Raw genomic sequence first — 26743 nt, forward strand, 5'->3', positions numbered from 1 at the left:
AGATGACTATAAACAGAATCAACTGGCTATCCGTCCTTCAAGGGTGGAGCATGTTACTGGTCGTCATCGGGCATGTGACATTGACGAATGTGTTCCAAGATCCCGAAACCCCCGTCAGTGCGGAGATCGAACGGATCATATACAGTTTTCACATGCCGCTATTCATGTTCATTTCCGGATTTCTGTTTTACCTGACAAAAATAGGGCGGAACAAGAGATACGTGGAGACCATCGGAGACAAGGCAAAAAGGTTGCTGATCCCCTATGCCGCATTCACCTGCGCAACGTTCTTTCTGAAATATGCCTTCAATCCGCTAATGAGACGGCCGGTAGACTTTTCATGGTCGGAAATCCTCGACATAGTTACGTTTAGATCCAATCCGTTGGCTGAAATGTGGTTCATATCGACTCTCTTCGTTCTGTTCCTGTTCTTCCCCATATACAAATGGTCGCTGGGCGGCAAGATGAAAAGCGTGTTCGTGTTTTGTGCCGCCCTGCTCATCTATTTCTTCTTCCCGAAGGATATAGAAGTATTCTGCATTTCATATGCGTCCAGCTATCTGCTCTTTTTTTATACGGGAATATTGATCTCCAAATACGGGGGGGGGAAATTCTTGGACACTCCCGTACTCCTTTGGTGCTGCACGGCATTGATGGTAGTATGTTCACTGTATCCCGGCATTCCGCTATTGAATATATTCGTCGGGATATTTTTCTCGCTGACCCTTTGCATGTTTTTATCACGGCGCTTTCCCGGCCTTTTCGGAAGCTTCAGGGAGTATACGTTCCAAATTTTCCTGATGGGAATATTCTTCCAGATAGCAATCCGGTTCATCTATGCCAGACTCGGAATGGCTGGCCTCTACTGGCCTTTGTACGTCGTGAGCATCCTGCTGGCTTTGTATATGCCGGTACTGATCTCCAAAGCCATCCGGAAAACAGGCAGCAAGGCGCTGGCCAGATGCTTCGGGTTATAAAGCCTCATCGGCATTTTCAACAGGTCGGATTGCCATGTACAATTGCGTAGACCATATCCCATGATCCATGAAAATACTGTTAGCCAATAAATTTTATTATCCCCGGGGAGGGGATTGCACCTACATCCTGAACCTGAGGAATCTCCTTGAGTCGCACGGGCATGAAACGGCCGTTTTCGCCATGCAATATCCGGAAAACATACCCTCCCCATGGAGCGGTTATTTTCCAAGCGAAATAAAATTCACGCCCGGATTGAAAATGCTGGAAGCCTTCTTCCGGCCATTCGGCACGGGAGAGGTCAAGCGCAAATTCACCAAACTGCTGGACGACTTCCGCCCCGACATCGTGCACTTGGGCAATATTCATACGCAACTCTCGCCCGTTCTCGCCAAGATCGCGCACGGAAAAGGGATAAAAGTTGTCTGGACATTGCATGACTACAAACTCCTGTGTCCACGTTACGACTGCCTGCGCAACGGTGCGACCCTCTGCGAGGCATGCTTCTCGGACAAACACAAGGTCCTCGAATACAAGTGTATGAAAAATTCGCGCATAGCCAGCTACATCGCTTATCGGGAAGCCCTGAAATGGCCGCGTGAAAAACTGGAGAACTACACGGATGCTTTCATCTCCCCAAGCCGGTTCCTGAAGGACAAAATGGTGCAGGGCGGATTTACAAAGGAGAAAATACGTACATGCTGCAATTTCATAAATACCGCGAAAGTACGGCGGGAAAACTATGACAAGGACGATTATTATTGTTATGTCGGCCGACTGTCGCACGAAAAAGGGATCGGAACGTTGATCGAGGCTGCAAAAGGACTACCCCTCAAACTAAAGATCATCGGCAACGGTCCACTGCAGGAGATACTGACAGCACAGGCTGCGGGAGCGGATATCGAACTGCTCGGATACAGACAATGGGACGAGATAAAGGAGATTGTCGGTAAGGCACGGTTCTGCGTACTCCCCTCGGAATGGTATGAGAACAACCCGTTTTCCGTCATCGAATCTCAGTGCTTGGGCACACCCGTTTTGGGCGCCCGGATCGGCGGCATCCCCGAACTGATAGACGAAGGCAAGACCGGAATGCTGTTCATGCCCGGAAACGCAGAAGAGCTGAAAACTCAGATCGCCCAAATGTTCGCAACCCCGTTCGAATACCGTCAGATCGCACTCGACGCCCAAAAAAGATATTCGGCAGAGAGGTACTATACAGAACTTATGAAAATCTACAACAACATATAAAATGAATACCCGGAATATCCCGCACCCCACCGACGCCAGCATTATCCTGACCTATCGTTGTCCGATGAAATGCAAGATGTGCAACATCTGGTTCAACCCCACGAAAAAAGACGACGAGATCAAAGCTGCGGACCTCCGTACGCTGCCGCGCCTGAAATTCATCAACCTTACCGGCGGAGAACCTTTCGTCCGCGAGGATCTGGCGGAGATCGTGGAGGAGTGCTACAAACATACGGACCGCATCGTCATCTCCACGTCCGGATGGTTCGAAGACAAAGTCGTGGCATTGGCCAAACAGTTCCCGAACATCGGCATCCGCATCTCGATCGAAGGCCTGAGCTGCAAGAACGACGAGCTGCGCGGACATGCCGGCGGCTTCGACAAAGGGCTGAGAACACTGCTCACGCTGAAGCAAATGGGGCTGAAAGACATCGGATTCGGCTGCACCGTATCGAACAACAATTCCAAGGATATGCTCTCGCTCTATCAGCTGTCGCTGTCCTTGGGCATGGAGTTCGCTACGGCGGCTTTCCACAACTCCTATTATTTCCACAAGGACGACAACGTAATCACCAACAAGGACGAGGTGTGCAAAAACTTCGAACAGCTGATCGAATGGCAGTTGCAGGAGAACCATCCGAAAAGCTGGTTCCGCGCATGGTTCAATATGGGGCTGATCAACTACATCGAAGGCGGCCGCCGCATGCTGCCGTGCGAAGCGGGTTCGGCGAACTTCTTCATCGATCCTTTCGGCGAGGTGTATCCGTGCAACGGTCTCGAAGAGAAATACTGGCAGAAATCTATGGGCAATATCCACGAAACGCCCGACTTCATGAATATCTGGGAGAGCGACCGGGCGCAGGAAGTCCGCGCCATGGTCCGGAAATGCCCGAAAAACTGCTGGATGGTCGGTACGGCCAGTCCTGTAATGCACAAATACATGAAATACCCGCTGAGGTGGGCGCTCAGAAACAAGCTCCGCAGCCTGCGGGGAAAACCGGCCTGTCTGGACAAGAAGTGGTGCGATGTCGGCCAAGACCCGATGCAGGGCGATTTGCGGGAAAAATTCTAACCAAGCCGTGAATGCCAAAAAGAATGACCGTTTTCCGGCTATGAAAATAGTCGTCACCGGCACCCGTGGGATTCCCGGCATCATGGGCGGCGTGGAAACGCACTGCGAAGAGCTGTTTCCGCGTATCGCCCGGAAGGGATTCGACGTAACCGTAATACGGCGGAAAAGCTACGTGCACGACACGCTGCGGCAATACGAGGGAATCACGCTCGTCGATCTCGCAACCCCGAAAAAGAAGTCGTTCGAAGCGATCGTCCATACGTTCCGGGCCGTCCTCGAAGCCAAAAAGCTGAAAGCCGACATCATCCACATCCACGCCGTCGGCCCGGCGCTGCTGACGCCGGTCGCACGCCTGCTGGGACTGAAGGTGGTATTTACCCACCACGGACCGGATTACGACCGGGACAAATGGGGTGCGGCGGCCAAAACGGTACTCAGACTGGGTGAAATGATGGGCGCACGCTTCGCCAATGAAATCATCGTGATTTCGAACGTCATAAACGACATGCTGATCCGCAAATACCACCGCAAAGAGTGTCACCTGATTTACAACGGGGTTCCGGCTCCCCAGATCGTCGATTTTCCGGAATATCTCGAAGAAACGGGCGTCGAAAAGGGGAAATACATCTTCAGCATGTGCCGCTTCGTCCCGGAAAAGAACCTGCACCACCTGATCGAAGCTTTCTCGAAGACCGACAACAAGGGGTGCAGACTGGTGCTGGCCGGAGATACGGATTTCGAAGACGAGTACTCCGCAGGACTCAAAAAATACGCACGGGAACAGGGCGTCGTCCTGACCGGCTTCATCAAGGGGAAAAAGCTGCACGCCCTTCTCACCCACGCCCGCTGCTTCGTACTGCCCTCTTCGCACGAAGGGCTTCCGATCGCATTGCTGGAAGCGATGAGTTACAGACTGCCTGTCATCGTAAGCGACATTCCGGCCAATCTGGAGGTAGGTCTTGAAAAAGAGGCTTATTTCCCCGTCGGCGACATAGCCGCGCTGGCGCAGAAGCTCCAGCAGAACATCGACGCACCCTATCGGCAAAAGGAATATCCGATGGAAAAATACGACTGGGACGCTATCGCCGGACAAACGGCCGCAGTATATGAAAAATGCGCAAAGCCCCGGCCGGAGCGGTAAACTCAGACACTACCCTTCCCGGCTGATCTCAGCCACGGTCGCCCCGACGAATGCTATCAGCTCTGCCGGGGCGATTTTCAGTTGCAGGCCCCGGACGCCGGCGCTGATATAGATGAACGGATGCTCCCCGGCCGAAGAGTGGATATAAGTCGGGAAGCGCTTTTTCATGCCGACCGGCGAACAGCCGCCGCGTATATAACCCGTCACGGGCAGCAGTTCCTTCATCGGAATCAGATCGGCCTTCTTGTTGCCCGACACGCGGGCCGCGGCCTTGAGATCGACCTCATGATTCCCCGGCACCACGCAGACGAAGTATCCCGTCCGATCGCCTTTCAGCACGAGGGTCTTGAAAACCGTGGCGATCTCCTCGCCCAGCTGTTCAGCGACGTGCGTCGCCGCCAGATGCTCTTCGTCCACCTCGTAGGGAACGAGCTCGTAATTTATCTTCGCACGGTCGAGCAGCCGCGCCGCATTCGTCTTTTCGACTTTTCCGTGTGCCATCTCAGCTATTGATGTTCAATTTTTCGGCTTAAGTTGCGCAAAGGTAGTTTATTTTACCCGGATTGTCGCATTTTAGCTACATTTGTCAGATGCTTCGCCGAAAAATCACATACAAACCGCTCGCCTTTCTCATCGCGGTTCTGTTCCTCCCCACCGTCCTGCCGGCGCAGAGCACCCGTGTCCGCGGGCGCGTCACCGACGCCGCCGACGGCACGCCGATGCAGTTCGTGAGCGTCGTCTTTCCCGGCACCACGACGGGCATCACCACCGACGAGGCGGGCATCTACACACTCGAAACCCGCGACACGGTGAGCCGCGTGCAGGCCTCGATGGTCGGCTACGCCTCGCAGACCAAGCCGCTCGTGCAGGGAGGCTTCAACCAGATCGACTTCGCCCTCGAAGCCGTGGAGTTCGGCATCGGCAGCGTCGTCATCACCCCCGGCGACAACCCGGCGCATCCGATTCTGCGGGGCGTCATCCGCCGCAAGCCCCAGAACGATCCCGACCTGTACGACAGCTACACCTGCGCCACCTATACCAAGATGCAGCTCGACCTGACGAACATCAAGCCCCGGTTCCGCAGCAAGCGGCTGCAACGCAATTTCGGGTTCGTCTTCGACTACATCGACACCTCGGCGCTCACCGGACAGGCCTACCTGCCGGCCATGATCTCCGAAGCCACGGCCGACTATTACCACAGCAGGCGCACCCCCGCCGTTTCGCGCGAAATCATCCGCGCCAGCCGCGTGTCGGGCGTCGAGGACAGCTTCGCCATCGCCCAGTTCACGGGCCGGATGCACGGCAACGTCAATTTCTACGCCAATTACATCGACATCTTCAACGTCCGCTTCGCCAGTCCGCTCTCCGATTCGGGTCTGGCCTTCTACGACTATTTTCTGGTGGACAGCATGCAGGTGGAGGGGCGCAAAACCTACAAAATCCGTTTCCATCCCAAGCGGCTCGCCACGCCCGTACTCGACGGCGAAGTCAATATCGACTCGGCGTCGTACGCCCTGCAGTCGGCCTCGGCGCGCATGCCTAAGGGCGTCAATGTAAACTGGATCAAGCACCTGCGGCTCGAAAACGACAACCGCATCGTCGCCGACAGTACGTGGTTCCGCCACCGCGACCGGGTGTCGGCCGAATTTTCGATCGCCACGGGCGACTCGTCGAAGCTGACCTCGTTCATCGGCACGCGCGAAGTGGTCTACTCCGACGTGCGCGTCGGGGTTCCCATTCCCGACGAAGTCGCGCGCATGGACAACAACGTCGTCATCGGCGACGAAGAGGGAGTCAGCCGCACGGACGAAGCCTTCTGGGAACAAGTGCGCCCCTACCGGTTGAGCGACAAGGAGAAGGGCATCTACTCGATGGTCGATTCGGTGCAGAACGTGCCGCTCTACCGCAACATCTACACGCTCATCAACACCGTGATCGTCGGTTACTGGAACACCAAATACATCGGTATCGGCCCCTATTACAAACTGGCCAGCTTCAACAAACTCGAAGGGTTCCGCATGCAGCCGGGATTCCGCACGACCACGGCCGTCAGCAAACGCATACGTCTCTCAGGATATGCGGCCTACGGCACGCGCGACGGCATGTTCAAGGGCGGCGGCAGCATCGAACTGGCCTTCAACCGCCGCCTGACGCGCAAGCTCACCGTTTCGGGCCGGCACGACGTGATGCAGCTGGGCGCGGGACAGAACGCGCTCACGGAGAGCAACATCCTCAGCTCGCTGCTCTCGCGCGGCGACTCCCGGCTTTCGATGGTCAACCGCGGCGAGATCGGCTACGAACACGAATGGAGCCACGGCACCAGCAATTTCCTCGGCGCCCGCATCCAGAAGATCTTCGGCAACCGCTACGTGCCGCTGGTGCGTCCCGACGGCCGGATCGTAAACTCCGTATCGGACGCCGCGCTGCACGTCGGGATGCGTATATCGAAGAACGAGAGCATCTACCGCCTGCCCTTCGACAAGCAGTACATGGGCACGGTCTACCCCGTCCTGACGCTCGGATTCACGGCCGGCGTTCCCGCCATGCTGAACGACAGCTACGAATACTACCGGCTCGAAGGGGGCATCCACTACAAACCCGAACTGCCGCCGCTGGGCTATTCCAACATCACGCTGCAGGGCGGCAAAATCTTCGGCAAGGTCCCCTATCCGCTGCTCAAGCTCCACGAAGGCAACGGCACCTATTTCTACGATCCCAATGCCTTCTCGTGCATGAATTTCTACGAATTCGCATCGGACGCATGGGTGACGCTCTTCTTCGAACACCACTTCAACGGCATCCTGCTGGGCCGCATTCCGCTCGTCAAGAAACTCAAGTGGCGCGAAGTGCTGGTCTGCAAGGGCGTGTGGGGCACGCTCTCGAAGGAGAACGACGGCAGTCTGCCCGACACGCAGGCTCCGCTGCTCTTCCCCCGCGGCATGACGTCGGTCTCGGACCCTTACGTCGAAATGGGCTTCGGCGTCGAAAATATCTTCCGCCTGCTGCGCGTGGACTGCATCTGGCGTCTCACCCACCGCGATCCCAAGCCGGGACAGGACGTGCAGAACTTCGCCGTAAACCTGAGCATGCACCTCAAATTCTGACATAGGGTTCCTTGTGTCGAAGATTTTGACTACCTTTGGGGCTTAAAATACGGAATCATATGATAAAAGGCGCCATATTCGACATGGACGGTACGCTCGTGGCCAATTCGCCGGTCCACATCCGGGCGTTCGAAATCTTCTGCGACCGCTACGGCGTGCGCGGCTGGAAGGAGAAACTGGGAGGGGCTTTCGGCAGGGGCAACGACGACATCATGCGGCTCATCATGCCCGAAGAGGTGATCCGCGAGAAGGGAACTGCGGCGCTTGGCGACGAGAAGGAGGCCATCTACCGCGAAATCTACGCTCCCGAAATCGAACCCATGCCGGGACTGGTCGCCCTGCTCGACAAACTCCGCGATGCGGGCATACGCTGCGCCGTAGGTTCGTCGGGGTGCAGGGCCAATGTCGATTTCGTGCTTGAGAAGTGCGACATCGAATCCTTTTTCGACGCCAAAATCAACGGCGACATGGTGACGCGCTGCAAACCCGATCCGGAAATCTACCTGACGGCGGCGGCCGCACTCGGACTCGCACCGGCCGAATGCGTCGTCTTCGAAGACGCCAAGGCGGGCATCGAGTCGGCACGGCGGGCCGGCGCGGGCCGCATCGTCGCGCTGGCGTCCACGCACTCCCGCCAAATGCTGGCCGCCGAAACCGACGCCGACGTCATCATCGGCGACTTCCGCGACATCACCGACCTCGAAACATTGCTGAAATAAGCGCACGGCCCTGCCAAAGGCCGCCGCAATTCCCGACCGACCTCAGTACGGTCGGGATTTTTTGTCCGACAGCCCCGGATCATGCGGATCGGCTGCCCCCTCTCAGAAGCCCGACCCAAGGAAACGCCCCGCATCCTGCCCCTCGCGCCCCCTTTGCAACCTCCTCAGCATCACCTTTCCTCTGCTCCTCCCGGATTCGGGATTCGGCCGGCCGACGCAAATATTTCCCTGAAGCGGATATCGTACGGAAATTTTTGATACATTTGCGGGATTTTTAACCCGGACGCATATATGTTCAAAGGAATCTCCACCGTCGTTCTGCTCGTCATATCGAACGCCTTCATGACGCTCGCATGGTACGGACATATCGCATTCAAATCGAAGCTCGAACGCTTCGGCATGCTGGCGATCGTCCTGCTGAGCTGGGGCATCGCCCTGTTCGAATACTGCTTTCAGGTCCCCGCCAACCGCATCGGCTCCGCGCAGTTCGGCGGCCCGTTCTCCATCTGGGAACTTAAAGTGATACAGGAGGTCGTATCGCTTTCCGTATTCACGCTCTTCGCATTGGTCTTCATGAAATCCGACACCCTGCGCTGGAACCACCTCGCCGGATTTCTCTGCCTGATTCTGGCCGTCTATTTCATCTTCCGGAAATAACCCTCGTCCGGAAACAGCCTCGCATACACACAAGACAGCCGCGACCCGAAATCGCGGCTGTCCTATTTTTCGTGACGATTGCAGGCGGAAGAAAAGCCCGGCGCCGAAGGCACTCAATCCGACTTCCGCTGATCGTGGCGATAAATCTGATAGGAATTGACGAAGTTCTGCCACACGATATAAGCCGTCGGGGCGATCGAGGAGATGGGGTCGAGGAACGACTGCGCCATCCATACGGCCAGCACCGTGTTCTTCTGGCCGAGCGACTGCCCGCCCGCCGGCGCGTCCCCGTAACGGCGGCCGAGCATGCGGCCCACCTTGAACTGCACCAGACAGATCGCCAGCGCGGCGAACGCCAGCCACAACTCGACCGAGAGCGACGCATCGTGCAGGTCGATGATGAATGCCGTCGTGCGGCCGATAATCACGACCAGCGACGCCAGCCACATGTAGAACGAAATCTGACTGTGGTCGCCGATCCATTTCGCGGTCTTCGGCAGCAGAAAACGGCAGAACTGCGCCGCCGCGAAAGGCATGATCAGCAGCGGCGCGATGCGGGCCAGTATCTGCGTGAAAGAGCAGGCCCCGGTTCCGGCCAGCGAAAGCACGACGGGCGCTATCAACGCGATCGCCATATTGCACAGCAGGCTGTAGGTCGCCATCGTCGGAACGTTGGCCCCCAGCATGCCCGCAATCACCACCGCGGCCATCGCCACGGGTGCCAGCACACAGATCATCGCACCCTGCGCCACGATCGCATCGAGCGGCAGCAACGCGAAATAAAGCGCCGCGCTCACCACGACCTGAAACAGCAACAGCCACACGTGCAGCATCGACGGCTTCATCTGGCTGGGTTTCACCCGGCAAAAGGTGACGAAGAGCATCAGAAAGATCAGCGAGGGCGTAATCATCTGGTGCGTCCACGCTTCGAGCGCCGTCACCGGACGGCACAGCAAGGCGCCCGCCACCATGGCCGAGGGCATGGCGACCGTCTTGACATTGCGGTGCAGATATTCCAATACGTGCATTTATTTCATCCTTTTTACCGGAACCGTCACACGGGTACCGTCCTTGCGTTCGACCGTCATCTGGGGTTTGTCGCCGCGGATCTCACCCCGGATTACGGCGCAGGGATCGACCCGCGACACATCCACCGTTCCGAGAAATACGATCCGGTCGCCCGGAGCCACCCTATCCGCAAGCGTCTCGTCCCAGACCTGCCCCACGACCAGCCGTCCTCCGTCCAGCGCGACGGTGACGCCGCTTACCGACACATCGGGCGGTCCGGGCGGTTCGGCATGCGGCAGCAGCCAGAAACGGCGGCCGGGATAGTCGATCACGACCGTTCCCCAGCGGAAAACTCCGCATCCGAGCTTGCTGTGTCCGCCGTGGGTCACTTCGAGGGGCATCCCGGCAAGCGTATTTCCGGCCAGTCCGAATTCGGGAATCACACCCCGCACGGCTTCACCGACGACCGACCGGTTGGTCCACCCCAGATTGCCGGAGTGTCCCTCCGTGCGGCGCACCTCCCGCAAAATCCCCTTTTCGATCATCGCCCGGCACTCGTCGTAACGGCAGTCGAACAAGGCCCCGGAGCCGGTATCGAATTTCATGTAGGTTTTCATCCGGGACTTGCCGCAGCCCACACGGGCGGCGATTACAGGAGCGTTTCCCGCAAAGTGAATCCGCGCACCGCCCCGGCAGCGGAACCCGCCGAGCTGGCGCAGGTCGCCCGCCAGCGTGATCGTCGAGTCGGCATTGGGCATCCGCACGACGAAGCCGCGCAGCAGATCGCTGCCCGCAATGCCGTCGAAGCCCAGACAGCGGAAGATATAGGAGCTGTCGGGCAGCACGATCACCTGCCGGTCGGAGTAGGTTGCCTCGCCCATCCGGAGATACGGCACCCGGACATAGGTGATCGCATGACGATGACCTTCGAAATCGCCCGACGTCCCACGGCCAGACGCCGCGAGTCCCAGTTCGCGGCTGAGCCGTTCGCTGATGCAGGTCTTCGAAGCCCCCGTGTCGAAGGCAAAGCGGCGCGGTCCCGCAGCGGTCTCGACCGTCACGACATACTTGCCCCGTTCGAGCGTGTAAGGCAGGTCGAAGCACACGGCGGGTTTGCGGGCGCAGACCGTCTGCGCCGCGGCAAGCCAGCAAACAACCAGCAGCAACCGTCTCATCCGCCGCCCTACGCCAACAACTCCTTGACCTTGGCCGAAATATCCTTGCCGTCGGCACGGCCTGCGAGCCTCTTCGAAGCGACGCCCATCACCTTGCCCATCTCCTTCCTAGACGTCGCGCCGACCTCGGCGATCACGGCCTTGACCTCGGCGGCAAGCTCCTCGGCAGTGAGCTGCTTGGGCAGGAATTCCTGAAATACGGCCACCTGCGCCAGCTCTTCGGCGGCCAAGTCCGGGCGGTTCTGCTCGGTGAAGATCGCCGCGGAGTCGGTCCCCTGCTTGGCCAGCTTGGAGATGATCTTCAGCACGTCGGCGTCGGGCAGTTCGGTGATTTCCGGTCCCGCCGTCTTGGCTTCGATGATGTATTTCTTGGCATTGCGCAGTGCGCCCAGACGCACGGTATCCTTGGCCTTCATGGCCTCCATGATCCCTTTCGAAATCTGTTGTTCGAGTGACATAAAATTAATATTTTTAAATAAATACACAAATCATCTATCCTTTTGCTTCAGCAGGAAGTCCAGCACGTCGCGCATCAGCCGGTCGCGCTGCACGTCGCTCTCGATGGACTCGAACGGAAATCCCATGACGAACGTTCCGCCCGCTTCGCTGGCCACGCCCGCCGTGCGGCCGTTTTCGACGTAACGCATCACCGAGAAGGCTCCCGCCCCGGCGGGCCGCAGGGCGTCGGGCGACTCGACCCGATAACGGTCCGGACGGTATTCATTGACATAACGGTACTCGTCGCGCGAAAATCCGGGATGCGAAGTCACGACCCGCACCCGTCCGCGCTGCGCCGCCCGACTGCCGTCGTAGGTGTAGTGCAGCACCTCCTCGGCGAACCTGCGGTCGTCGTCCGAGGCCTCGCCGCCCGTCCAGAGGTCGGTCGCCACATAGCTTCCCGACACGAAGAGCGCACCGCCGCCGGCCATATACCGGCGCAGAACGGCCTGCAACTCCGGGGAGAAGGTTTTGAAGGCATAGCCCGTCACCCCGCGTCCGATGGTCGTCGAACGCTGTTCGCCCAGAATGAGATCGACGGCGGAATAACCGTCGGGCGAAACCTCGCCGCGCTCGACGGCGCGCACCGACGCCGAGCAGAACGAATATCCGGCCGCGGCGACCGAACGTCCGTGCAGGGCGGGATAGTCGAACGTGTTGCCGCCGATCACCTCCGTTTCGTAATCGCAGGCGCAGGCACCCAACGCGATGCTGTCCACCTCGCATTTGGCCATCTGCATGTCGAATACGTGCTGCGCGCCGATGAAAGAAATATCCTGCCGGTCGGGCACGCCGCCGTCGATGTCGGTATAGAATCCCGCCAGCGAATCGGCGCGCACGCTCAGCGGCGCGCTGACGCGGTCGAAGCCGTTGACGATCAGCACCGTCCCCTTCTCGTCGGGCATGCGGCATGCGGCGACGGTCTCGCTCGGAAAACTCTCGCCGCCCTCATTCACGGCCGTCACCTTGTAGCTGTAGATGCGCCCCGGCTCCTGCGCGGTCAGCAGGCAGGGTTTATCGACGTAACGGCCGTTGTCGAAGCCGCCGTCGTCGATGCGCGTATAGACCACATACCCCGTCGGAGCCGCGGTCGTTTCGAGCGAATCCATCACGGGCGACCAAGTGACCGCCGCCTTGCCACCTTCGGCGAACTGCACGGCGAGCGACTCCACGGGCAGCGGCTGCACTACGTAAGGTAATCCGTATTGCGAGCTGATATAGCGCAGGATACCCTTATAGACGGCACGGCTCACGAGGAACTTGAAACGCGGATCGCTGCCGTAGCGCATGTCGGCGAAATTCTGGTGTGACAGCAGTTCGAGCAGCATGGTCGGCACCCCCGGCACGCGCGCTTCGTAATAGGCGCGGTTCCAAAGCCCGCGGCGGCTCCATGCCGGTTCGTACGTGCTGCGGATATCTTCGACGATCTGGGTCATGACGATATCCGTGAGGTCGCGCGAACGGTAGCGGTCGGCGCCCCCTTCGAACTTGCCCTTGTTCTCGCGCGTATAGAAGATGCCCAGCGTGCCGATGATGTCGTCATTGAGCCGCACGCCCGCATCGGAGTGGAACGCCAGCGCCATATCGACCGGAATGCGCAGCCCGGCGCTGTCGGGCATCCGCTCCGAACCGCCCGTCAGGGCATTGACCCAATGGGCGCGCGACATGTAGTCGTCCTTGTAATCGTCCCGGTTCTCCTTCGGGGAGTAGACCTTTTCGTCGAATCCGGCCCACTGGAGCCAGTAGCGGGCGCCCTCGCAGAAACGGGGATAACCGCTCGTCTCCAAATGGCACACCATGCCGGGCCGGCGCAGCGAATCGCACACCGTGCGGGCTATGTTGCCGTAACCGCCGCCGATCTTCACGGCGTCGGCCGAGACGATGCGGCCCGCCTGACGCGAGCGGTTGGTAAGCGTCACGACCTCCTGCGAACCGGCGTCGAGCAGAAAGCGGCCGAGGTAGATCCACGTTCCGCCGCCCATGGTCTGATTTACGGCGAAGCTGCTGTCCCCTCCGAGGTGATGCACCGTATACTGCGCGTCGTCAGCGTTTTGCGGAGTCGAATCGTAGCTCACGTAAACGGCGTATTCGCCCCGTTCGGGAATGTCGGCCGTCCACACGGCGCGGCTCTCCGCCCCGCCGGTCACCGATCTCACGCGGCGCGTCGTGCCGTCCCGGAAGGGATTCTGTCCCGTCGTGTAGACCTGCTGCACATGCGCGAAGCCCATGCCGCCCGGCTGCCATTTCTCAGGCCCCTCCTCCTCGCGGTACTGCCCGGCGGCATCGTTGTCCGCCAGTATCTCGTACTTCTGCACGTCGCGTTCGCGGGGCAGCATCACGCAGGCCCCGGCATTTTCGAGCATCGGAACCAGATACGGCAGCACGTAGCTCTGGGTATAGAGGTCCTCGCAGGTCTGCCACAACTGCGAACGCTGCCATTTCCAGCGGTTCTGGGGCTGGTCGAAATAGCGGCCGTGACTCTGCCACAAGGCGATATGCCGCCCGGCGAGTCCCTGCGACGGCACCACGGGCGCCGAAGAACGGGTCACCAGCGGCCGCTCGGAGCGGTTGGTAAAGGGCACGATCTTCTTCTTGCGCAAAAGTTTCCGGTATTCCGCCCCGGTTCGGCAGGCCATCGGAATCAGCTCGCCGACCTCCCGCTTGTCGGAATAAAGTTCGATGTCCGCCTTGCGGAACTCCGGCGGCAGGAGCAGACGCACCGAGTCGCGCATGGCGCGCAGGTTCTCTTCGCGGAACGGATAGTACGAAAGACCGACCGAGGTGTAGATTCGCACCCGCTTGCGCGAGGCGTCCACCCCCTCGATGCGGACATAGCCGCCCGCCACTTCGCGGGCGACGATGCGCGTCAGCGTGCGTCCGATTTCGCGGCGCGCAGGGCCGTCGATTCCGGCGGCCGAGACCTCCTGCCCGCACAGACCGAGCAGCAGGAGAATATACAACAGTCTATTTTTCATGTCGTTTGACCAGTAAAAGCATGCCGGCCATCGTAAATGCGGCATTGTAAATCAACAGTTCGAAACCGATCCGGTAACCCCACGCCTCATACGCCCAGTATTGCAGCAGGGCGCTCAGCAGCGGAGCGGCGAGCGCCACGAGGGGCATCCAGCCGTCGCGCACCCTGAGACGCGTGAAGATACCGAAAGCGAACATACCCAAAATCGGGCCGTAGGTGTAGCTGGCGACCTTGTAGACCAGATTGATGACGCTGTCGTCGGCAAGGTATTCGAAGGCGAGGATCACCAGCGCCATGCCGAGGGCCATCGCCACATGGACGATGCGGCGCAGGCGGGTCAGACGTCGTTCGCCGTAACGTTTCGTGCCGTCAAGGATATCGACCGTAAACGAAGTCGTGAGGGCCGTAAGGGCCGATCCTGCGGCTGAATAGGTGCTTGAAATAAGTCCTATAACGAACAGTATGCCAACGAATACCGGCAATCCGCCGTTGACTGCGACCTGCGAAAAGACCTGATCGCCCTTTTCGGGCATCGCCAGCCCGCTGCGGTCCATGTAGATGTAAAGCAGCACGCCCAGCACGAGGAACAGGAAGATCACGAAAATCTGGCTGACGGCCGTGAGGACGATATTTTTCTGCGAGTCGCGCGGCGTGGCGCAGCTCAGGTTGCGCTGCATCATGTCCTGATCGAGTCCCGTCATGGCGATCAGCAGCACGATGCCCGCCGCAAACATCTTCCAGAAATAGCGGTCCGAAGCCGGGTCGTCGAAGAAAAACATCTTCGAATAGGGCGACGCGGCGACCTCGCGGGTCATTTCGGGCAGGGACATGCCCAGCGCCTGCATGATGAAGACGATCGACAGCACGAGACTTCCCACCAGACACACCGTCTTGAGCGTATCGGTCCAGATCAGCGACTTGACGCCGCCCTGCTGGGTGTAGAGCCATACGAAGAGCATCGTGACCGCCGCATTGAGCCAGAACGGAAGTCCGTAATGGCTGAAGACCAGCAACTGCATCACGGCGCAGACCACATAGATGCGAAGGGCCGCCCCCAGCATCTTCGAGACGAAGAAAAACCACGCCCCGGTACGGTGCGACCGCACGCCGAAGCGGTCGTCGAGGTATTCGTAGAGCGACACCACCTTCAGGCGGTAGAACGTGGGAATCAGCACGAAAGCGACGATCAGCTGTCCGACCGTGAAGCCCGCGACCATCTGCATGTAGGAAAAGCCGTCTACGGCGACCGAGCCGGGAACGGAGATGAACGTCACGCCCGACATGGCGGCGCCGATCATGGCGAAGGCGGCCATGTACCACGGCGTGCGGCGGTTGCCGGAGAAAAACCCGGCGTTGTCGGCGCGGCGGCCGGAGACCCATGCTACGGCGAAGAGGACGGCTATGTAGCCCAGAACGGTAGCGATAACGGCGGCGGATGTCATAAGCGTAAGTTCAGATTCGAATTACAAATATACGAAAAGAGTCCCGAAAAAGCGGGCAAAAAAAGCAGAATAATGCGGGGACGGGCGGGATGGAGCATCCGGAACGACGAAGGGTTCGGAGATTTTTTCGAGGGGAGGGCCGATATAGGGAGACAGTCCCGGCGGGAATCACTTTTTCAGGATCCGTTCCAAGGCCGCGGCGTCCAGCAGATTCACCGTTTCGAATCTTCCCTTGTAGAAGACGCCCCAGTTATTGAATACGCAGGGCAGCTCCTTGGCCTTGCGGAGCGTATCCACCTCGATGAAATCCGCCGGGACACCGTGCGCTTCGCAGTGTTGTCTTATCATTTCCAGATTGCCGGGGATAAAGGGGCACTGCATATCGTAATAGACGGTCAGCGCCTGACTTTCGATACGCTGTTTTTTCGCATTGTGCGCGAATTGCGGAGTGGTTCCGTCGAACGAAAGCGCCAGCAGCTCGTAGCCGTTGTCGGTCGTATCGACGACCTCGAAGCCGAACTTCCGGGCAAAAGACTGGTCCGAAAGCCACGCTTTCTGCTTTTCCGCACCGAGCATGCAGACGCCCGATTTTCCATGCGTCCGCGCATCGGCCAGACAATGTTCCATCAACGCCTTTGCATAGCCCTTGCCTTTGTAAGGACCCGCAACCCACAAACAATAGATATAATAATAGTTGTCGCCAATCACGGGCACCCATGCCGTTTCGAGAGGCGCGTATTCGATAAAGACCACGCCCTTCGCATTCAGCTTCCGGAAGACGTGCCCCTCGCGGAGCCGGTCGGAAAGCCACCGCCGCTTCGCCTCTACGCCCGGATGGGCCTTTTTCGTGCGGATAATGCAGCACAAATGCTCGTCGGCAAGGTTTTAGGCCGTCAGATCGACGAATTCAGCATCCATGGGCGGCTTTTCAACGGGATGAGCGGGCGTCACGCCTTACGATAGGACAACGCTCCCGAAGGGCATTTTTCGACCTGCGCGACGATCCGGTCGGTCGTGGCGTTTTCCAGTTTCACCCACGGCCGCTCCTGCGGGTTGTAAACTTCGGGAAGCATGCGGACGCAGACGCCCGAATGGATGCAGAGGTGCGGCTGCCAGACCACGACGATCTCGCCGTTGGTATATTCGATACGTTTCTTTTCGGTTTCCATAACAACAATATTTTACTAAAGACTGCTTAGGCAGACCTCCAAAGATAAGCATAATCCGTATATTGAAACCGGCAACCCCGTCTTTCGCGGCTCGGCGGTGGCCATTCGCGGCCGTCCGACGACAAATCACCGGCCCGCGAACCGAAAAGACGCAGCGAATCTACAAACGACTCAAACAACTGACAATCAAAACAACAAACGACTGAACACCGAAAGCAAAGAGGGTTTTCGGCGGCACCGGCGGAAGATTATCGAAAACTTTTCGGCAGAAATTTTGATTTTTCATCCAAAAATACATACATTTGTCCCAACGACATTGCAAATGACAATATTCAACCATATCCATCATCATCACAACCACTTTCCGAAGGGGTAAGATCGATGTGCATATGTAAATAAGGATTATATATCATAACGAAGCTCATCCCCTGCGGATGGGCTTTTTTCATGTCCGTTCCGCAGGCGGGTGTCTGAAAAACAACAAACAAACATGCTGAGAATAGCAATTCAGGCCAAAGGCCGACTCAACGAGCAGAGCATCGACCTGCTCTCGGAAGCAGGCATCGGCGTCGCCGAAAGCAAGCGCAAACTCATCTCCCGCGCCGACGGATTCCCGATGGAGGTGCTCTACCTGCGCGACGACGACATTCCGCAGGCCGTGGCCATGGGCGTCGCCGATCTGGGGATCGTGGGGCTGAACGAGGTCGCGGAGAAGAACTTCCCGGTCGAACGGACCATGGACCTCGGATTCGGCAGCTGCCGCATCTCGCTGGCCGTGGACCGGACGGCGGATTACAACGGACTGGACTACTTCCGCGGCAAGCGCGTGGCGACCTCCTACCCCAACATCCTCGCGCGGTTCTTCGCCGAGAAGGGCATCGACGCCGAAATACACACCATCGAAGGGTCGGTCGAAATCGCCCCCGCCGTGGGAATGTCCGACGCGATATTCGACATCGTATCGTCGGGCGGCACGCTGATCTCGAACGGATTGGTCGAAGTGGAGAAGGTATTTTATTCCGAAGCGGTGCTGATTGCAAATCCGGAACTCGATGAGGATAAACGCCGTGAAACGGCCCAACTCACGTTCCGCTTCAACTCGATACTCGAAAGCCGCGGCATGAAGTACGTGCTGATGAACCTCCCGCAGGAGAAGCTCGACGAAGCGATCACGATCCTGCCGGGCATGCGCAGTCCTACCGTCCTGCCGCTGGCGCAGGAGGGATGGTGCTCGATACACGCCGTGATCTGCGAATCGCAGTTGTGGGAGCGCATCGAACGGCTCAAGGCCCTCGGCGCGGAAGGAATTCTGGTGCTGACGCTCGAAAACATGATCCGCTGACCCCTAAAAACGACCCGAAAAAATGGAAATGCCGAAAATCTATGTAAATCCCCCGCGCAGCGAATGGCCGGCGCTGACGGCCCGCTGTACGCGGCAGGAGGAGGAGATCGGGGAGCGCGTCGCCGCGATCCTCGCCGAGGTGCGCACGGGCGGCGACGCGGCCCTGCGCCGAATCGTCCGCCGCATCGAAGGATACCTCCCCGAAACGTTCGAAGTGACGCGCGAGCGGCGTGCGGAAGCCGCGAAGGCCGTATCGCCGCAGCTGAAAGCCGCGCTGGCGCAGGCGAAGGCCAACATCGAAGCCTTCCACCGGGCGCAGCTCCCGGCGCAGGTCGAGGTCGAAACGATGCCGGGCGTAAGGTGCGTACAGCGCGCCGTGGCGATCGGCCGCGCGGGGCTGTATATCCCCGGCGGCAAAGCCCCGCTCTTCTCGACGGTGCTGATGCTCGCCCTGCCGGCCCGGATCGCCGGATGCCGCGAAGTGATACTCTGCACGCCGTGCGGCCGCGACGGGCGGATCGCACCCGAAATTCTCTATGCGGCCGACCTCTGCGGCGTGGACCGCGTCTTCGCCCTCGGCGGGGCGCAGGCCGTGGCCGCCATGGCTTACGGAACGGAGAGCATTCCGCGCGTCGATAAGATTTTCGGTCCCGGCAACCGCTACGTCACCAAAGCCAAACAGCTGGCCGGCGCAGCCGACGTCGCCGTGGACCTGCCCGCGGGGCCTTCGGAGGTGCTGGTGCTGGCCGACGAAGACGCCCGGCCCGAATTCGCCGCCGCCGACCTGCTGTCGCAGGCCGAACACGGTGATGACAGTCAGGCCGTGCTGGTCTGCCGCAGCGAGGAGTTCGCACAGCGGGCAATAGCGTCCGTCGGGGAGCAGGCCGCGCGGCTCAGCCGCCGCGACGCAATCGGCAATTCGCTGGCCAACAGCCGGATCGTGGTTTTCAGCGACCCAGACGAGCAGATCGCGTTCGCCGACGCCTACGCCCCCGAACACCTGATTGTCGCCATGCGGGACGCATGGGACGCCGCGGCGCGGATCACGGCCGCGGGGAGCGTATTTATCGGCGGCTACTCGCCCGAAAGCGCGGGCGATTACGCTTCGGGGACCAATCACACGCTGCCCACGGGCGGCTGGGCGCGGGCCTACAGCGGCGTGAACACGGAGAGCTTCATGCGCAAGATAACCTATCAGGAACTGACGCGCGGCGGACTCGAAGCCCTCGCGCCGACGATTACGGCCATGGCCGAAGCCGAAGGGCTGGACGCACACGCCAACGCCGTGCGCATCCGGACGGAAGGAGGTGCGCGATGAAACCGCTGGCGCAGCTCGTGCGGCCCAACATTCTGGCGCTGCAACCCTACTCCACGGCCCGCGACGAATATGCGGGCGGCGGAATCGGCGTCTGGCTCGACGCCAACGAAAGCCCCTACGACAACGGCGTGAACCGCTACCCCGACCCGCACCAGCGGGAGCTGAAGGCGCAGCTGGCCGCGCTGAAGGGCGTGCGGAGCGGACAAATTTTCCTCGGCAACGGCAGCGACGAAGCCATAGACCTCGCGTTCAGGATCTTCTGCGAGCCGGGCCGCGACAACGCCGTTTCGATCGCGCCGACCTACGGCATGTACCGCGTGGCGGCGCAGACCAACGGCGTCGAACTGCGCGAAGTGCCGCTGGGAGCCGATTTCTCGCTTCCGGTCGAGGCGTTGCTGGCGGCGGCCGACGGGCGCACCAAACTGCTGTGGCTCTGCTCGCCCAACAACCCCACGGGAAACGCATTCCCCGACCGGGAGATCGAAGAGCTGCTGCGCCGCTTCGACGGCGTGGTGGTGCTCGACGAAGCCTACATCGACTTTGCCGAAGGGCGGGGATTCCTGCCGCGGCTCGACGAGTTCCCCAACCTGATCGTACTGCAAACCCTCTCCAAAGCTTGGGGCATGGCGGGACTGCGGCTCGGACTGGCTTTCGCGTCGGAGCGGATCGCCGCGCTGTTCGGGCAGGTCAAGTATCCCTACAATATCAATACGCTCACCCAGCAGACCGCGGCCGAGTGTCTGCGCCGGGACATTGCGGCGCAGATCGCGCAAATCCGCGAAGAACGCGGACGGCTGGCGGCGGCGCTCGCCGGATGCGGCTGCATCGAGCGGGTCTACCCGTCGCAGGCCAACTTCCTGCTGGTGAAGACCGCCGATCCAGACCGGCTTTACGGCGAACTGATCGCCGCAGGGGTAATCGTCCGCAACCGTACGCGGATCGCGGGATGCGAGGGCTGCCTGCGCATCACCGTGGGGACTCCCGCCGAAAACGGGCGCATGCTGGAAACCGTCAAAAACTTCAGACCATGAAAAAAGCACTCAAAAAAGCACTGTTCATAGACCGCGACGGCACGCTGATCGTCGAGCCGCCCGTGGATATGCAGGTGGACAGCCTCGCCAAGCTGGAATTCGTGCCCGGAGCCATTTCGGCGCTCAAAGTCCTCCGGGGACTCGATTTCGAGCTGGTGATGGCCACCAATCAGGACGGACTGGGAACCGACTCCTTTCCTGAGGAGGATTTCAGGATTCCGCAGGAGAAGATGCTCCGCACGCTGGCGGGCGAAGGCGTGCTGTTCGACGACATGCTGATCGACCGCACGTTCGAAAGCGACGGCGCCCCGACGCGCAAGCCCCGCACGGGAATGTTCGGCCGCTACACCGGCGGAGGGTACGACCTCGCGGCGAGTTACGTCGTCGGCGACCGCGCGACCGACATCCTGTTGGCCCGCAATCTCGGAGCGCGGGGAATTCTGTTCGCGCAGGAGACGGCGGGCCGCCGGATGCTGCGCGAAGCCGGAGCGGAAGAGGCCTGCGTGCTGATCAGCGACTCGTGGGCCGAGATCGCCGAGTACATCCGCCGCGGCGAACGGCGGGTGGTCGTAACGCGCGAAACGCGCGAAACGCGGATCACCGTCCGGCTCGACCTCGACGGCAAAGGGTTCGGCGGCGTTTCGGCAGACCGTCCGGCCGCCGAAACCGGCGGCGCTCCGGAGAGCGGCACGGATACGGGAAATCGGGTTGGCACGGGTGCGGACAACGGACCGGACGACAACCGGGCCGATACCGGAAACACGACGAAAGGCATACGCTCACATACCGACGACATGACAAGCAGCGATCGGGCCGGGGCGAAAAATCCGGCAGGGGAATGGAACAACGATGTCTGGAACGGCAACAGCAGTAACAGTGACGGAAGGAACGGCGACAACAGAAACCGCGACGACGGAAATGACAACAGCAGGATCAACGACAGCAGCAGTGACGAAAGGAACGACGACAACGGGAACGCCGACAATAGCAACTGCGGCGACGGGATTTCGACCGGACTGCGTTTTCTGGACCACATGCTGGCGCAGATCGCCCACCACGGCGGCGTGGCGCTCGAAGTGGAGGCCCGCGGCGATCTGGACATCGACGAACACCACACGATGGAGGACGTGGCGATCGTGCTGGGCGAAGCCATCGACCGGGCTTTGGGCTCCAAGGCCGGAATAGGCCGCTACGGATTCGCCCTGCCGATGGATGACTGCCGCGCGCTGGTGCTGCTCGACTTCGGGGGACGCATCGACTTCGAGTGGGACGCCGAATTCCGCCGCGAGCGGGTCGGAGACGTCCCGACGGAGATGTTCCGCCACTTCTTCCACTCGCTCTGCTGCGCCGCGCGCTGCAACCTGCAGATTGCGGCCAAAGGCGACAACGACCACCACAAGGCCGAGGCGATCTTCAAGGCCTTCGCCCGCGCCCTGCGCATGGCCGTGGCCCGCAGCGGATTCGGATACGACATACCCAGCAGCAAAGGAGTATTATGACGGCGATAGTAGATTACGACACGGGCAACCTGCGGTCGGTCGCCGACGCCATGCGGCGCATCGGGGCCGAATTCACAATCACGGCCGATCCCGCGCTCCTGCGCGGCGCCGACAGGGTGCTGCTGCCCGGCGTGGGCGAAGCTTCGTCGGCGATGGCCAAACTGCGCGAGCGGGGACTCGATCTGGTCATCCCCACCCTGACGCAGCCCGTACTGGGCATCTGCATCGGCATGCAGCTGTTGTGTCTCGACAGCGAGGAGGGAGACGCCCGCTGTCTGGGGATTTTCCCGGCGCACGTCAGGCGGCTGAAACCCGCGGAAAGCGGGCTGAAGATTCCCCATGTGGGCTGGAACACCGTCGGCAGCCTGCGCGGAGCGCTGTTCGAAGGAATCGGCGAAGAGACCTATGTCTATTACGTCCACTCGTATGCGGCGGAGGTCTGCGAAGCGACGATCGCCCGCACCGATTACGGCGGGGAGTTCAGCGCCGCGCTGGGCCGCGGCAACTTTTTCGGCACGCAGTTCCACCCCGAAAAGAGCGGTTCGGCGGGCGAAAGGATCCTGCGCAACTTTTTAAAACCGTAACACGATGAAAATAGAAATCATACCCGCAACGGACATTATCGGCGGCGCATGCGTGCGGCTGACGCAGGGCGACTACGGCCGCCGGACGACCTATTACAGCGACCCGCTCGAAGCGGCGCTCCGCTTCGAAGAGACGGGCATACGCCGCCTGCACATGGTCGATCTCGACGGCGCCAAGGCCGCGCAGCCCCGCAACCTCGCCGTGCTGGAGCGCATAGCGTCGAAAACCGCGCTCGAAGTGCAGTACGGCGGCGGCATCAAAAGCACCGAAGCGCTCCGCAGCGTATTCGATGCGGGCGCGAGCCGCGCCATCTGCGGAAGCGTCGCCGTACGCCGGCCGGAGCTTTTCGCAGGATGGCTCGCGGAATTCGGGCCGGGAAAGCTGATTCTCGGAGCCGACATCCGCAACGGCAAAGCAGCCGTTCAGGGCTGGACGGAAGCGTCCGAACTTTCGGCTCAGGAGCTGATCGCGCAGTTCGCGCCGCAGGGACTCGCGCAGGTAATCTGCACCGACATCGCCCGCGACGGCATGCTCTGTGGCGCATCGGCGGAGTTTTACGCCGCACTTCAGGGCAATTTTCCCGGCGTGGAGATCACCGTAAGCGGCGGCATCGGCTCGCTGGCCGACATCGAGGCGCTCGACGGCGCAGGCCTGCGCAGCGTCATCGTCGGCAAAGCCCTCTACGAAGGACGTATCACACTCGAAGAACTGAAGCGATGCTTGCAAAACGCATAATTCCCTGTCTCGACATCCGCGAGGGGCAGACGGTCAAAGGGATCAACTTCGCGGAGCTGAAAAACGTCGGCGACCCGGTGGAACTCGGCGCGAAATACGCAGCCGAAGGGGCCGACGAGCTGGTGTATCTCGACATCAGCGCCACGGAGGAGGGGCGCGGCACCTTCACCGGGCTGGTATCGCGCATCGCGGCGCGCATCGACATTCCGTTCACCGTGGGAGGCGGCATCGCGTCGGTCGCGGACGCAGGCCGGCTGCTCGACGCGGGAGCCGACAAGGTCACGGTAAACAGCGCCGCCGTGCGCGATCCGGGGCTGATCGACGCCATCGCGTCGAAATACGGTTCGCAGTTCGTCGTCGCGGCCATCGACGCAAAAAAGGTCGACGGCATATGGCGCGTCACGACCCACGGCGGCAAGCGGCTCACCGAGCGCGAACTCTTCGCATGGGCGCACGAAGTATGGCGGCGCGGCGCGGGCGAGATTCTCTTCACGTCGATGGACCACGACGGCACCCGCGACGGCTACCCCTGCGAAACGTTCGCACGGCTGGCCGAGCTGCCCATTCCGGTCATCGCTTCGGGCGGGGCTGGCTCGGTGCGGCATATCGCCGACGTGCTGACGCTCGGCAGGGCCGACGCGGCGCTGGCGGCCAGCATCTTCCACTACAACGAAATTCCGATTCCCGCGCTCAAACGGGAACTGCACCGGCAAAATATCAACGTAAGATTATAAACGCCATGAAAATCAAAGCAAAACCCTTTGCGGAACTCGACTCCGCAAAACAGGCCGACGGGCTGATTCCCGCCGTCATACAGGACGACCGCACCCTGCAGGTGCTGATGCTCGGCTACATGAACCGCGAAGCCTACGAAAAAAGTCTCGCCGAAGGCCGCGTCACCTTCTACAGCCGCACGCGGGGCTGTCTCTGGACCAAGGGCGAGACCAGCGGCAACTATCTCGACATCGTTTCGGTCACGGCCGACTGCGACGACGACACGCTTCTGATCCGCGTCATCCCCCACGGCCCGACCTGCCACACGGGCGCCAAGAGCTGCTTCGCGGGGGCCGCGCCCGAAACCGAAGGCTTCATCCGCTACCTCCAGAGCGTGATTCGGGGCCGGCACGCCGAGATGCCCGAAGGATCGTACACCAGCAGGCTGTTCGACCGCGGCGTGAACAAAATCGCGCAGAAAGTCGGCGAAGAGGCCGTCGAAACCGTGATCGAAGCCGTGGCGGGTAACCGCGAGGCGATGATTTACGAAGCGTCGGACCTCGTATACCACCTGCTGGTGCTGCTCGAAGCGACCGGCTGCTCGGTCGCCGACCTCGAAAAAGAGCTGGCCCGGCGGCACAGCTGAAGACCGAAACAAACAACGCAAAAACAAAAATAGACCGCGACAAATGTCGCGGTCTATTTTTCCGTAGCGGGTCCGAGACTTGAACTCGGGACCTCAATTTGCACCCGCCGTCCACCACTTAGCATCCGAGGTTCAGGTATTACCACCAAACCTGCCGGTCATTTTCATACGTAAATATCCGTTCGTCGTAACCACGGGTGAGATTGCTGAGCCAGAGCAGCGCATTTGCGGGAACATTGTCGAACAACAGGTATCTTTCGCATGCGACCTGACAGCCCAATGAAGCCCACTTTATTCCGTCCCAATACTTCAACTCGTAAGTATCCCCTGCATGAATCAGATTATCGTCCGTACGGGGCACGCAGCGGACCCGATCTATAACTACAGGTTTGTCGAAAGCCATGCCATACCAGTTGCCGTCCGCGTCAGGGTGATCATAGGACGTAAGCCAATCTCCATCGAAAACTTTATCCAGCCCCCGCTGCGGCGGAAGTCCATGCGTTCCGATCGGCCGTCCGGTCGCCGGAACATCGCTGCCGGGCATAAAGAACTGCAATTCGGAAATGCTCCCGTGAGAACCGTCGGCAGAATACAGTCGCCAGTAGCGATATTTTTTCGAGGCCCGAACGGGAATCATATCGGGAAAAACAACGCTGTCGATACTATACAAAACCTCTGCAATCCGGAAGTCGGGATAGTCGGAGGCTTCGATCCGGGCACCGACAATACGATGTTCCATGCGTGCGACATGTTCGTTCAGCAACATCTTACGGGTTACACGGATACGCTCTCTGCATGTGGTATCGGCATTCCGGCAGCAAATGCCTCCGCCGGCATCAATCGTAAAAGGATGGGAAACCGGAACCAGCCCGCTCCCATCATGGCCGAAAACCAAATAGGCGTTTCGGCGGCCCATTTTCGAAAACACCCCTTTCCGCCCGTTGCGACGACCGACATCAATCGGATTCCAACGGTAGTTGTTAAATGCGGCTATATAAAGGTAATCATCCGAAAGGTCGGTTCGGAACAAGGGGACATTCGGATCGGAGGTAGACATATACCAGTCGGTCACATCCTCTTCGAAAGGAGAAAATCCGTCTAGCGGATATTTAGAATTACGGAGATAATCCGAACGCGCCGGAACAGGCGCATAACTATACCGATAAATCTTCGGAATCGGGCGCCACGGATGAAAGGGAGTTCCGGGATCGGAATCCAGCCCCCACTCCGAAGCCATAAAAACTCCGTTGTCATTCATAAAACCGAACCATGCATGCCGCAGAAATCCCCGCCCCCATTGGGGTAAATAGTCGAATACCGCGGGGATACCATGACTTCGCAATACGGCGACGGAGAGCGTCGAATAATCGAAACAGTCTCCGAAAGGCATTCTATGAAAAGTTGACGCGGCAAAAAGCCTGTAGCCTTTGTATTCGGCATAGTTCAGCGGTATATTAGGCCCGACACCCGCCCGCACTTCGGGCAGGATTTGTAAAGTCCTGTAATAAGGGGAATAGCTGTTCTCATCATTCTGCGGGGCTGTTCGAAGCCGTTCGGAAAAGCGGCAGCCCAGCGAGTCGCACCAATAGTCGAGCGGTTGAAATTCCGCAACCTTATAGGGCAGCAACCACGCACAAAACCGGTCGAAGGTCAGGTAGTCCGCCCATGGACTTTCCCACAGGCGGAAC

At 59.9% G+C, this 26743-nt stretch carries 24 protein-coding genes; 15 read left to right on the forward strand and 9 right to left on the reverse strand.

Annotated features, from left to right (window positions below; all coding sequences use genetic code 11):
- The first annotated feature begins 2 nt into the window (after positions 1-2).
- From HMPREF9720_RS10510 to HMPREF9720_RS10525, 4 genes are all read left to right on the forward strand, one after another.
- Positions 3-977 carry an acyltransferase family protein gene (locus HMPREF9720_RS10510; RefSeq protein ID WP_039940450.1) on the forward strand — a complete coding sequence of 325 codons (975 nt, stop codon included), beginning with the start codon at positions 3-5 and terminating at the stop codon, positions 975-977.
- Positions 978-1044: 67 nt separating this feature from the next.
- A complete protein-coding gene (locus HMPREF9720_RS10515; protein WP_009598307.1) occupies positions 1045-2226 on the forward strand; it encodes a glycosyltransferase in 1182 nt (393 codons plus the stop codon).
- A 1-nt stretch (position 2227) separates the two neighbouring features.
- Positions 2228-3298: a radical SAM protein gene (locus tag HMPREF9720_RS10520; protein ID WP_009598197.1), complete on the forward strand. Its 1071-nt coding sequence runs from the start codon at positions 2228-2230 to the stop codon at positions 3296-3298.
- A gap of 40 nt (positions 3299-3338) precedes the next feature.
- The gene (locus tag HMPREF9720_RS10525) at positions 3339-4439 is read left to right on the forward strand and encodes a glycosyltransferase family 4 protein (protein WP_039940478.1); all 1101 of its coding nucleotides are present in this window, start codon (positions 3339-3341) and stop codon (positions 4437-4439) included.
- A gap of 9 nt (positions 4440-4448) precedes the next feature.
- On the opposite strand, the gene ybaK is transcribed toward HMPREF9720_RS10525, so the two are convergent.
- Positions 4449-4940, reverse strand: coding sequence for a Cys-tRNA(Pro) deacylase (ybaK, locus tag HMPREF9720_RS10530; protein WP_009598127.1), 492 nt, complete (start codon positions 4938-4940; stop codon positions 4449-4451).
- Positions 4941-5029: 89 nt separating this feature from the next.
- Here ybaK and HMPREF9720_RS10535 point away from each other — a divergent pair, with 89 nt between their 5' ends.
- The 3 genes from HMPREF9720_RS10535 to HMPREF9720_RS10545 all read left to right on the forward strand — a co-directional run bounded on the left by HMPREF9720_RS10535 (position 5030) and on the right by HMPREF9720_RS10545 (position 8919).
- The gene (locus HMPREF9720_RS10535; protein ID WP_009598300.1) at positions 5030-7543 is read left to right on the forward strand and encodes a DUF5686 family protein; all 2514 of its coding nucleotides are present in this window, start codon (positions 5030-5032) and stop codon (positions 7541-7543) included.
- A gap of 59 nt (positions 7544-7602) precedes the next feature.
- A complete protein-coding gene (locus HMPREF9720_RS10540) occupies positions 7603-8262 on the forward strand; it encodes an HAD family hydrolase (RefSeq protein WP_009598131.1) in 660 nt (219 codons plus the stop codon).
- 291 nt (positions 8263-8553) lie between these two features.
- Entirely contained in the window at positions 8554-8919 is a 366-nt protein-coding gene (locus HMPREF9720_RS10545) for a DMT family protein (RefSeq protein WP_009598150.1), read from the forward strand.
- Between the two features lie 113 nt (positions 8920-9032).
- Here HMPREF9720_RS10545 and HMPREF9720_RS10550 read toward each other — a convergent pair whose 3' ends face one another.
- The 7 genes from HMPREF9720_RS10550 to HMPREF9720_RS10580 form a co-directional block, all read right to left on the reverse strand.
- Positions 9033-9947, reverse strand: coding sequence for a transporter (locus HMPREF9720_RS10550; protein ID WP_009598315.1), 915 nt, complete (start codon positions 9945-9947; stop codon positions 9033-9035).
- Positions 9948-11102, reverse strand: a complete 1155-nt coding sequence (locus tag HMPREF9720_RS10555) for a retropepsin-like aspartic protease (RefSeq protein ID WP_039940452.1) — start codon at positions 11100-11102, stop codon at positions 9948-9950.
- 8 nt (positions 11103-11110) lie between these two features.
- Entirely contained in the window at positions 11111-11560 is a 450-nt protein-coding gene (locus HMPREF9720_RS10560) for a GatB/YqeY domain-containing protein (protein ID WP_039940454.1), read from the reverse strand.
- Positions 11561-11590: 30 nt separating this feature from the next.
- Positions 11591-14575: a golvesin C-terminal-like domain-containing protein gene (locus tag HMPREF9720_RS10565; protein WP_039940456.1), complete on the reverse strand. Its 2985-nt coding sequence runs from the start codon at positions 14573-14575 to the stop codon at positions 11591-11593.
- Entirely contained in the window at positions 14565-16016 is a 1452-nt protein-coding gene (locus tag HMPREF9720_RS10570) for a sodium:solute symporter (RefSeq protein WP_009598277.1), read from the reverse strand. The genes HMPREF9720_RS10565 and HMPREF9720_RS10570 overlap by 11 nt, the downstream gene beginning before the upstream one ends.
- Before the next feature lie 168 nt (positions 16017-16184).
- On the reverse strand, positions 16185-16883 hold the full coding sequence (locus HMPREF9720_RS10575) for a GNAT family N-acetyltransferase (protein ID WP_009598204.1): 699 nt from the start codon (positions 16881-16883) through the stop codon (positions 16185-16187).
- A gap of 80 nt (positions 16884-16963) precedes the next feature.
- Entirely contained in the window at positions 16964-17185 is a 222-nt protein-coding gene (locus tag HMPREF9720_RS10580; protein WP_009598285.1) for a (4Fe-4S)-binding protein, read from the reverse strand.
- Positions 17186-17675: 490 nt separating this feature from the next.
- On the opposite strand from HMPREF9720_RS10580, the gene hisG reads away from it, so the two are divergent.
- From hisG to hisIE, 8 genes are read left to right on the forward strand one after another with little or no spacing between them, the layout of a single operon-like run.
- Complete coding sequence (hisG, locus tag HMPREF9720_RS10585) at positions 17676-18527, forward strand: ATP phosphoribosyltransferase (protein ID WP_009598221.1); 852 nt, start codon at positions 17676-17678, stop codon at positions 18525-18527.
- 22 nt (positions 18528-18549) lie between these two features.
- Positions 18550-19845, forward strand: coding sequence for a histidinol dehydrogenase (hisD, locus tag HMPREF9720_RS10590; RefSeq protein WP_009598146.1), 1296 nt, complete (start codon positions 18550-18552; stop codon positions 19843-19845).
- A complete protein-coding gene (gene hisC, locus HMPREF9720_RS10595; protein ID WP_009598255.1) occupies positions 19842-20876 on the forward strand; it encodes a histidinol-phosphate transaminase in 1035 nt (344 codons plus the stop codon). Before hisD ends, hisC begins: the two co-directional genes overlap by 4 nt.
- Positions 20873-22375 (forward strand): histidinol-phosphatase, encoded by a 1503-nt coding sequence (gene hisB / locus HMPREF9720_RS10600; protein WP_009598192.1) that lies wholly within the window; start codon positions 20873-20875, stop codon positions 22373-22375. Before hisC ends, hisB begins: the two co-directional genes overlap by 4 nt.
- A complete protein-coding gene (gene hisH, locus HMPREF9720_RS10605) occupies positions 22372-22959 on the forward strand; it encodes an imidazole glycerol phosphate synthase subunit HisH (RefSeq protein WP_009598279.1) in 588 nt (195 codons plus the stop codon). Before hisB ends, hisH begins: the two co-directional genes overlap by 4 nt.
- A gap of 4 nt (positions 22960-22963) precedes the next feature.
- On the forward strand, positions 22964-23695 hold the full coding sequence (hisA, locus tag HMPREF9720_RS10610; protein WP_009598134.1) for a 1-(5-phosphoribosyl)-5-[(5-phosphoribosylamino)methylideneamino]imidazole-4-carboxamide isomerase: 732 nt from the start codon (positions 22964-22966) through the stop codon (positions 23693-23695).
- Complete coding sequence (gene hisF / locus HMPREF9720_RS10615; protein WP_009598247.1) at positions 23677-24429, forward strand: imidazole glycerol phosphate synthase subunit HisF; 753 nt, start codon at positions 23677-23679, stop codon at positions 24427-24429. Before hisA ends, hisF begins: the two co-directional genes overlap by 19 nt.
- Positions 24430-24434: 5 nt before the next feature.
- On the forward strand, positions 24435-25055 hold the full coding sequence (hisIE, locus tag HMPREF9720_RS10620; RefSeq protein ID WP_009598312.1) for a bifunctional phosphoribosyl-AMP cyclohydrolase/phosphoribosyl-ATP diphosphatase HisIE: 621 nt from the start codon (positions 24435-24437) through the stop codon (positions 25053-25055).
- A 139-nt stretch (positions 25056-25194) separates the two neighbouring features.
- On the opposite strand, the gene HMPREF9720_RS10625 is transcribed toward hisIE, so the two are convergent.
- On the reverse strand, positions 25195-26743 hold a 1549-nt coding region (locus HMPREF9720_RS10625; protein WP_009598211.1), incomplete at its 5' end, for a transglutaminase-like domain-containing protein.

It is taken from the genome of Alistipes sp. HGB5 (assembly GCF_000183485.2).
Classification (GTDB): domain Bacteria; phylum Bacteroidota; class Bacteroidia; order Bacteroidales; family Rikenellaceae; genus Alistipes; species Alistipes finegoldii.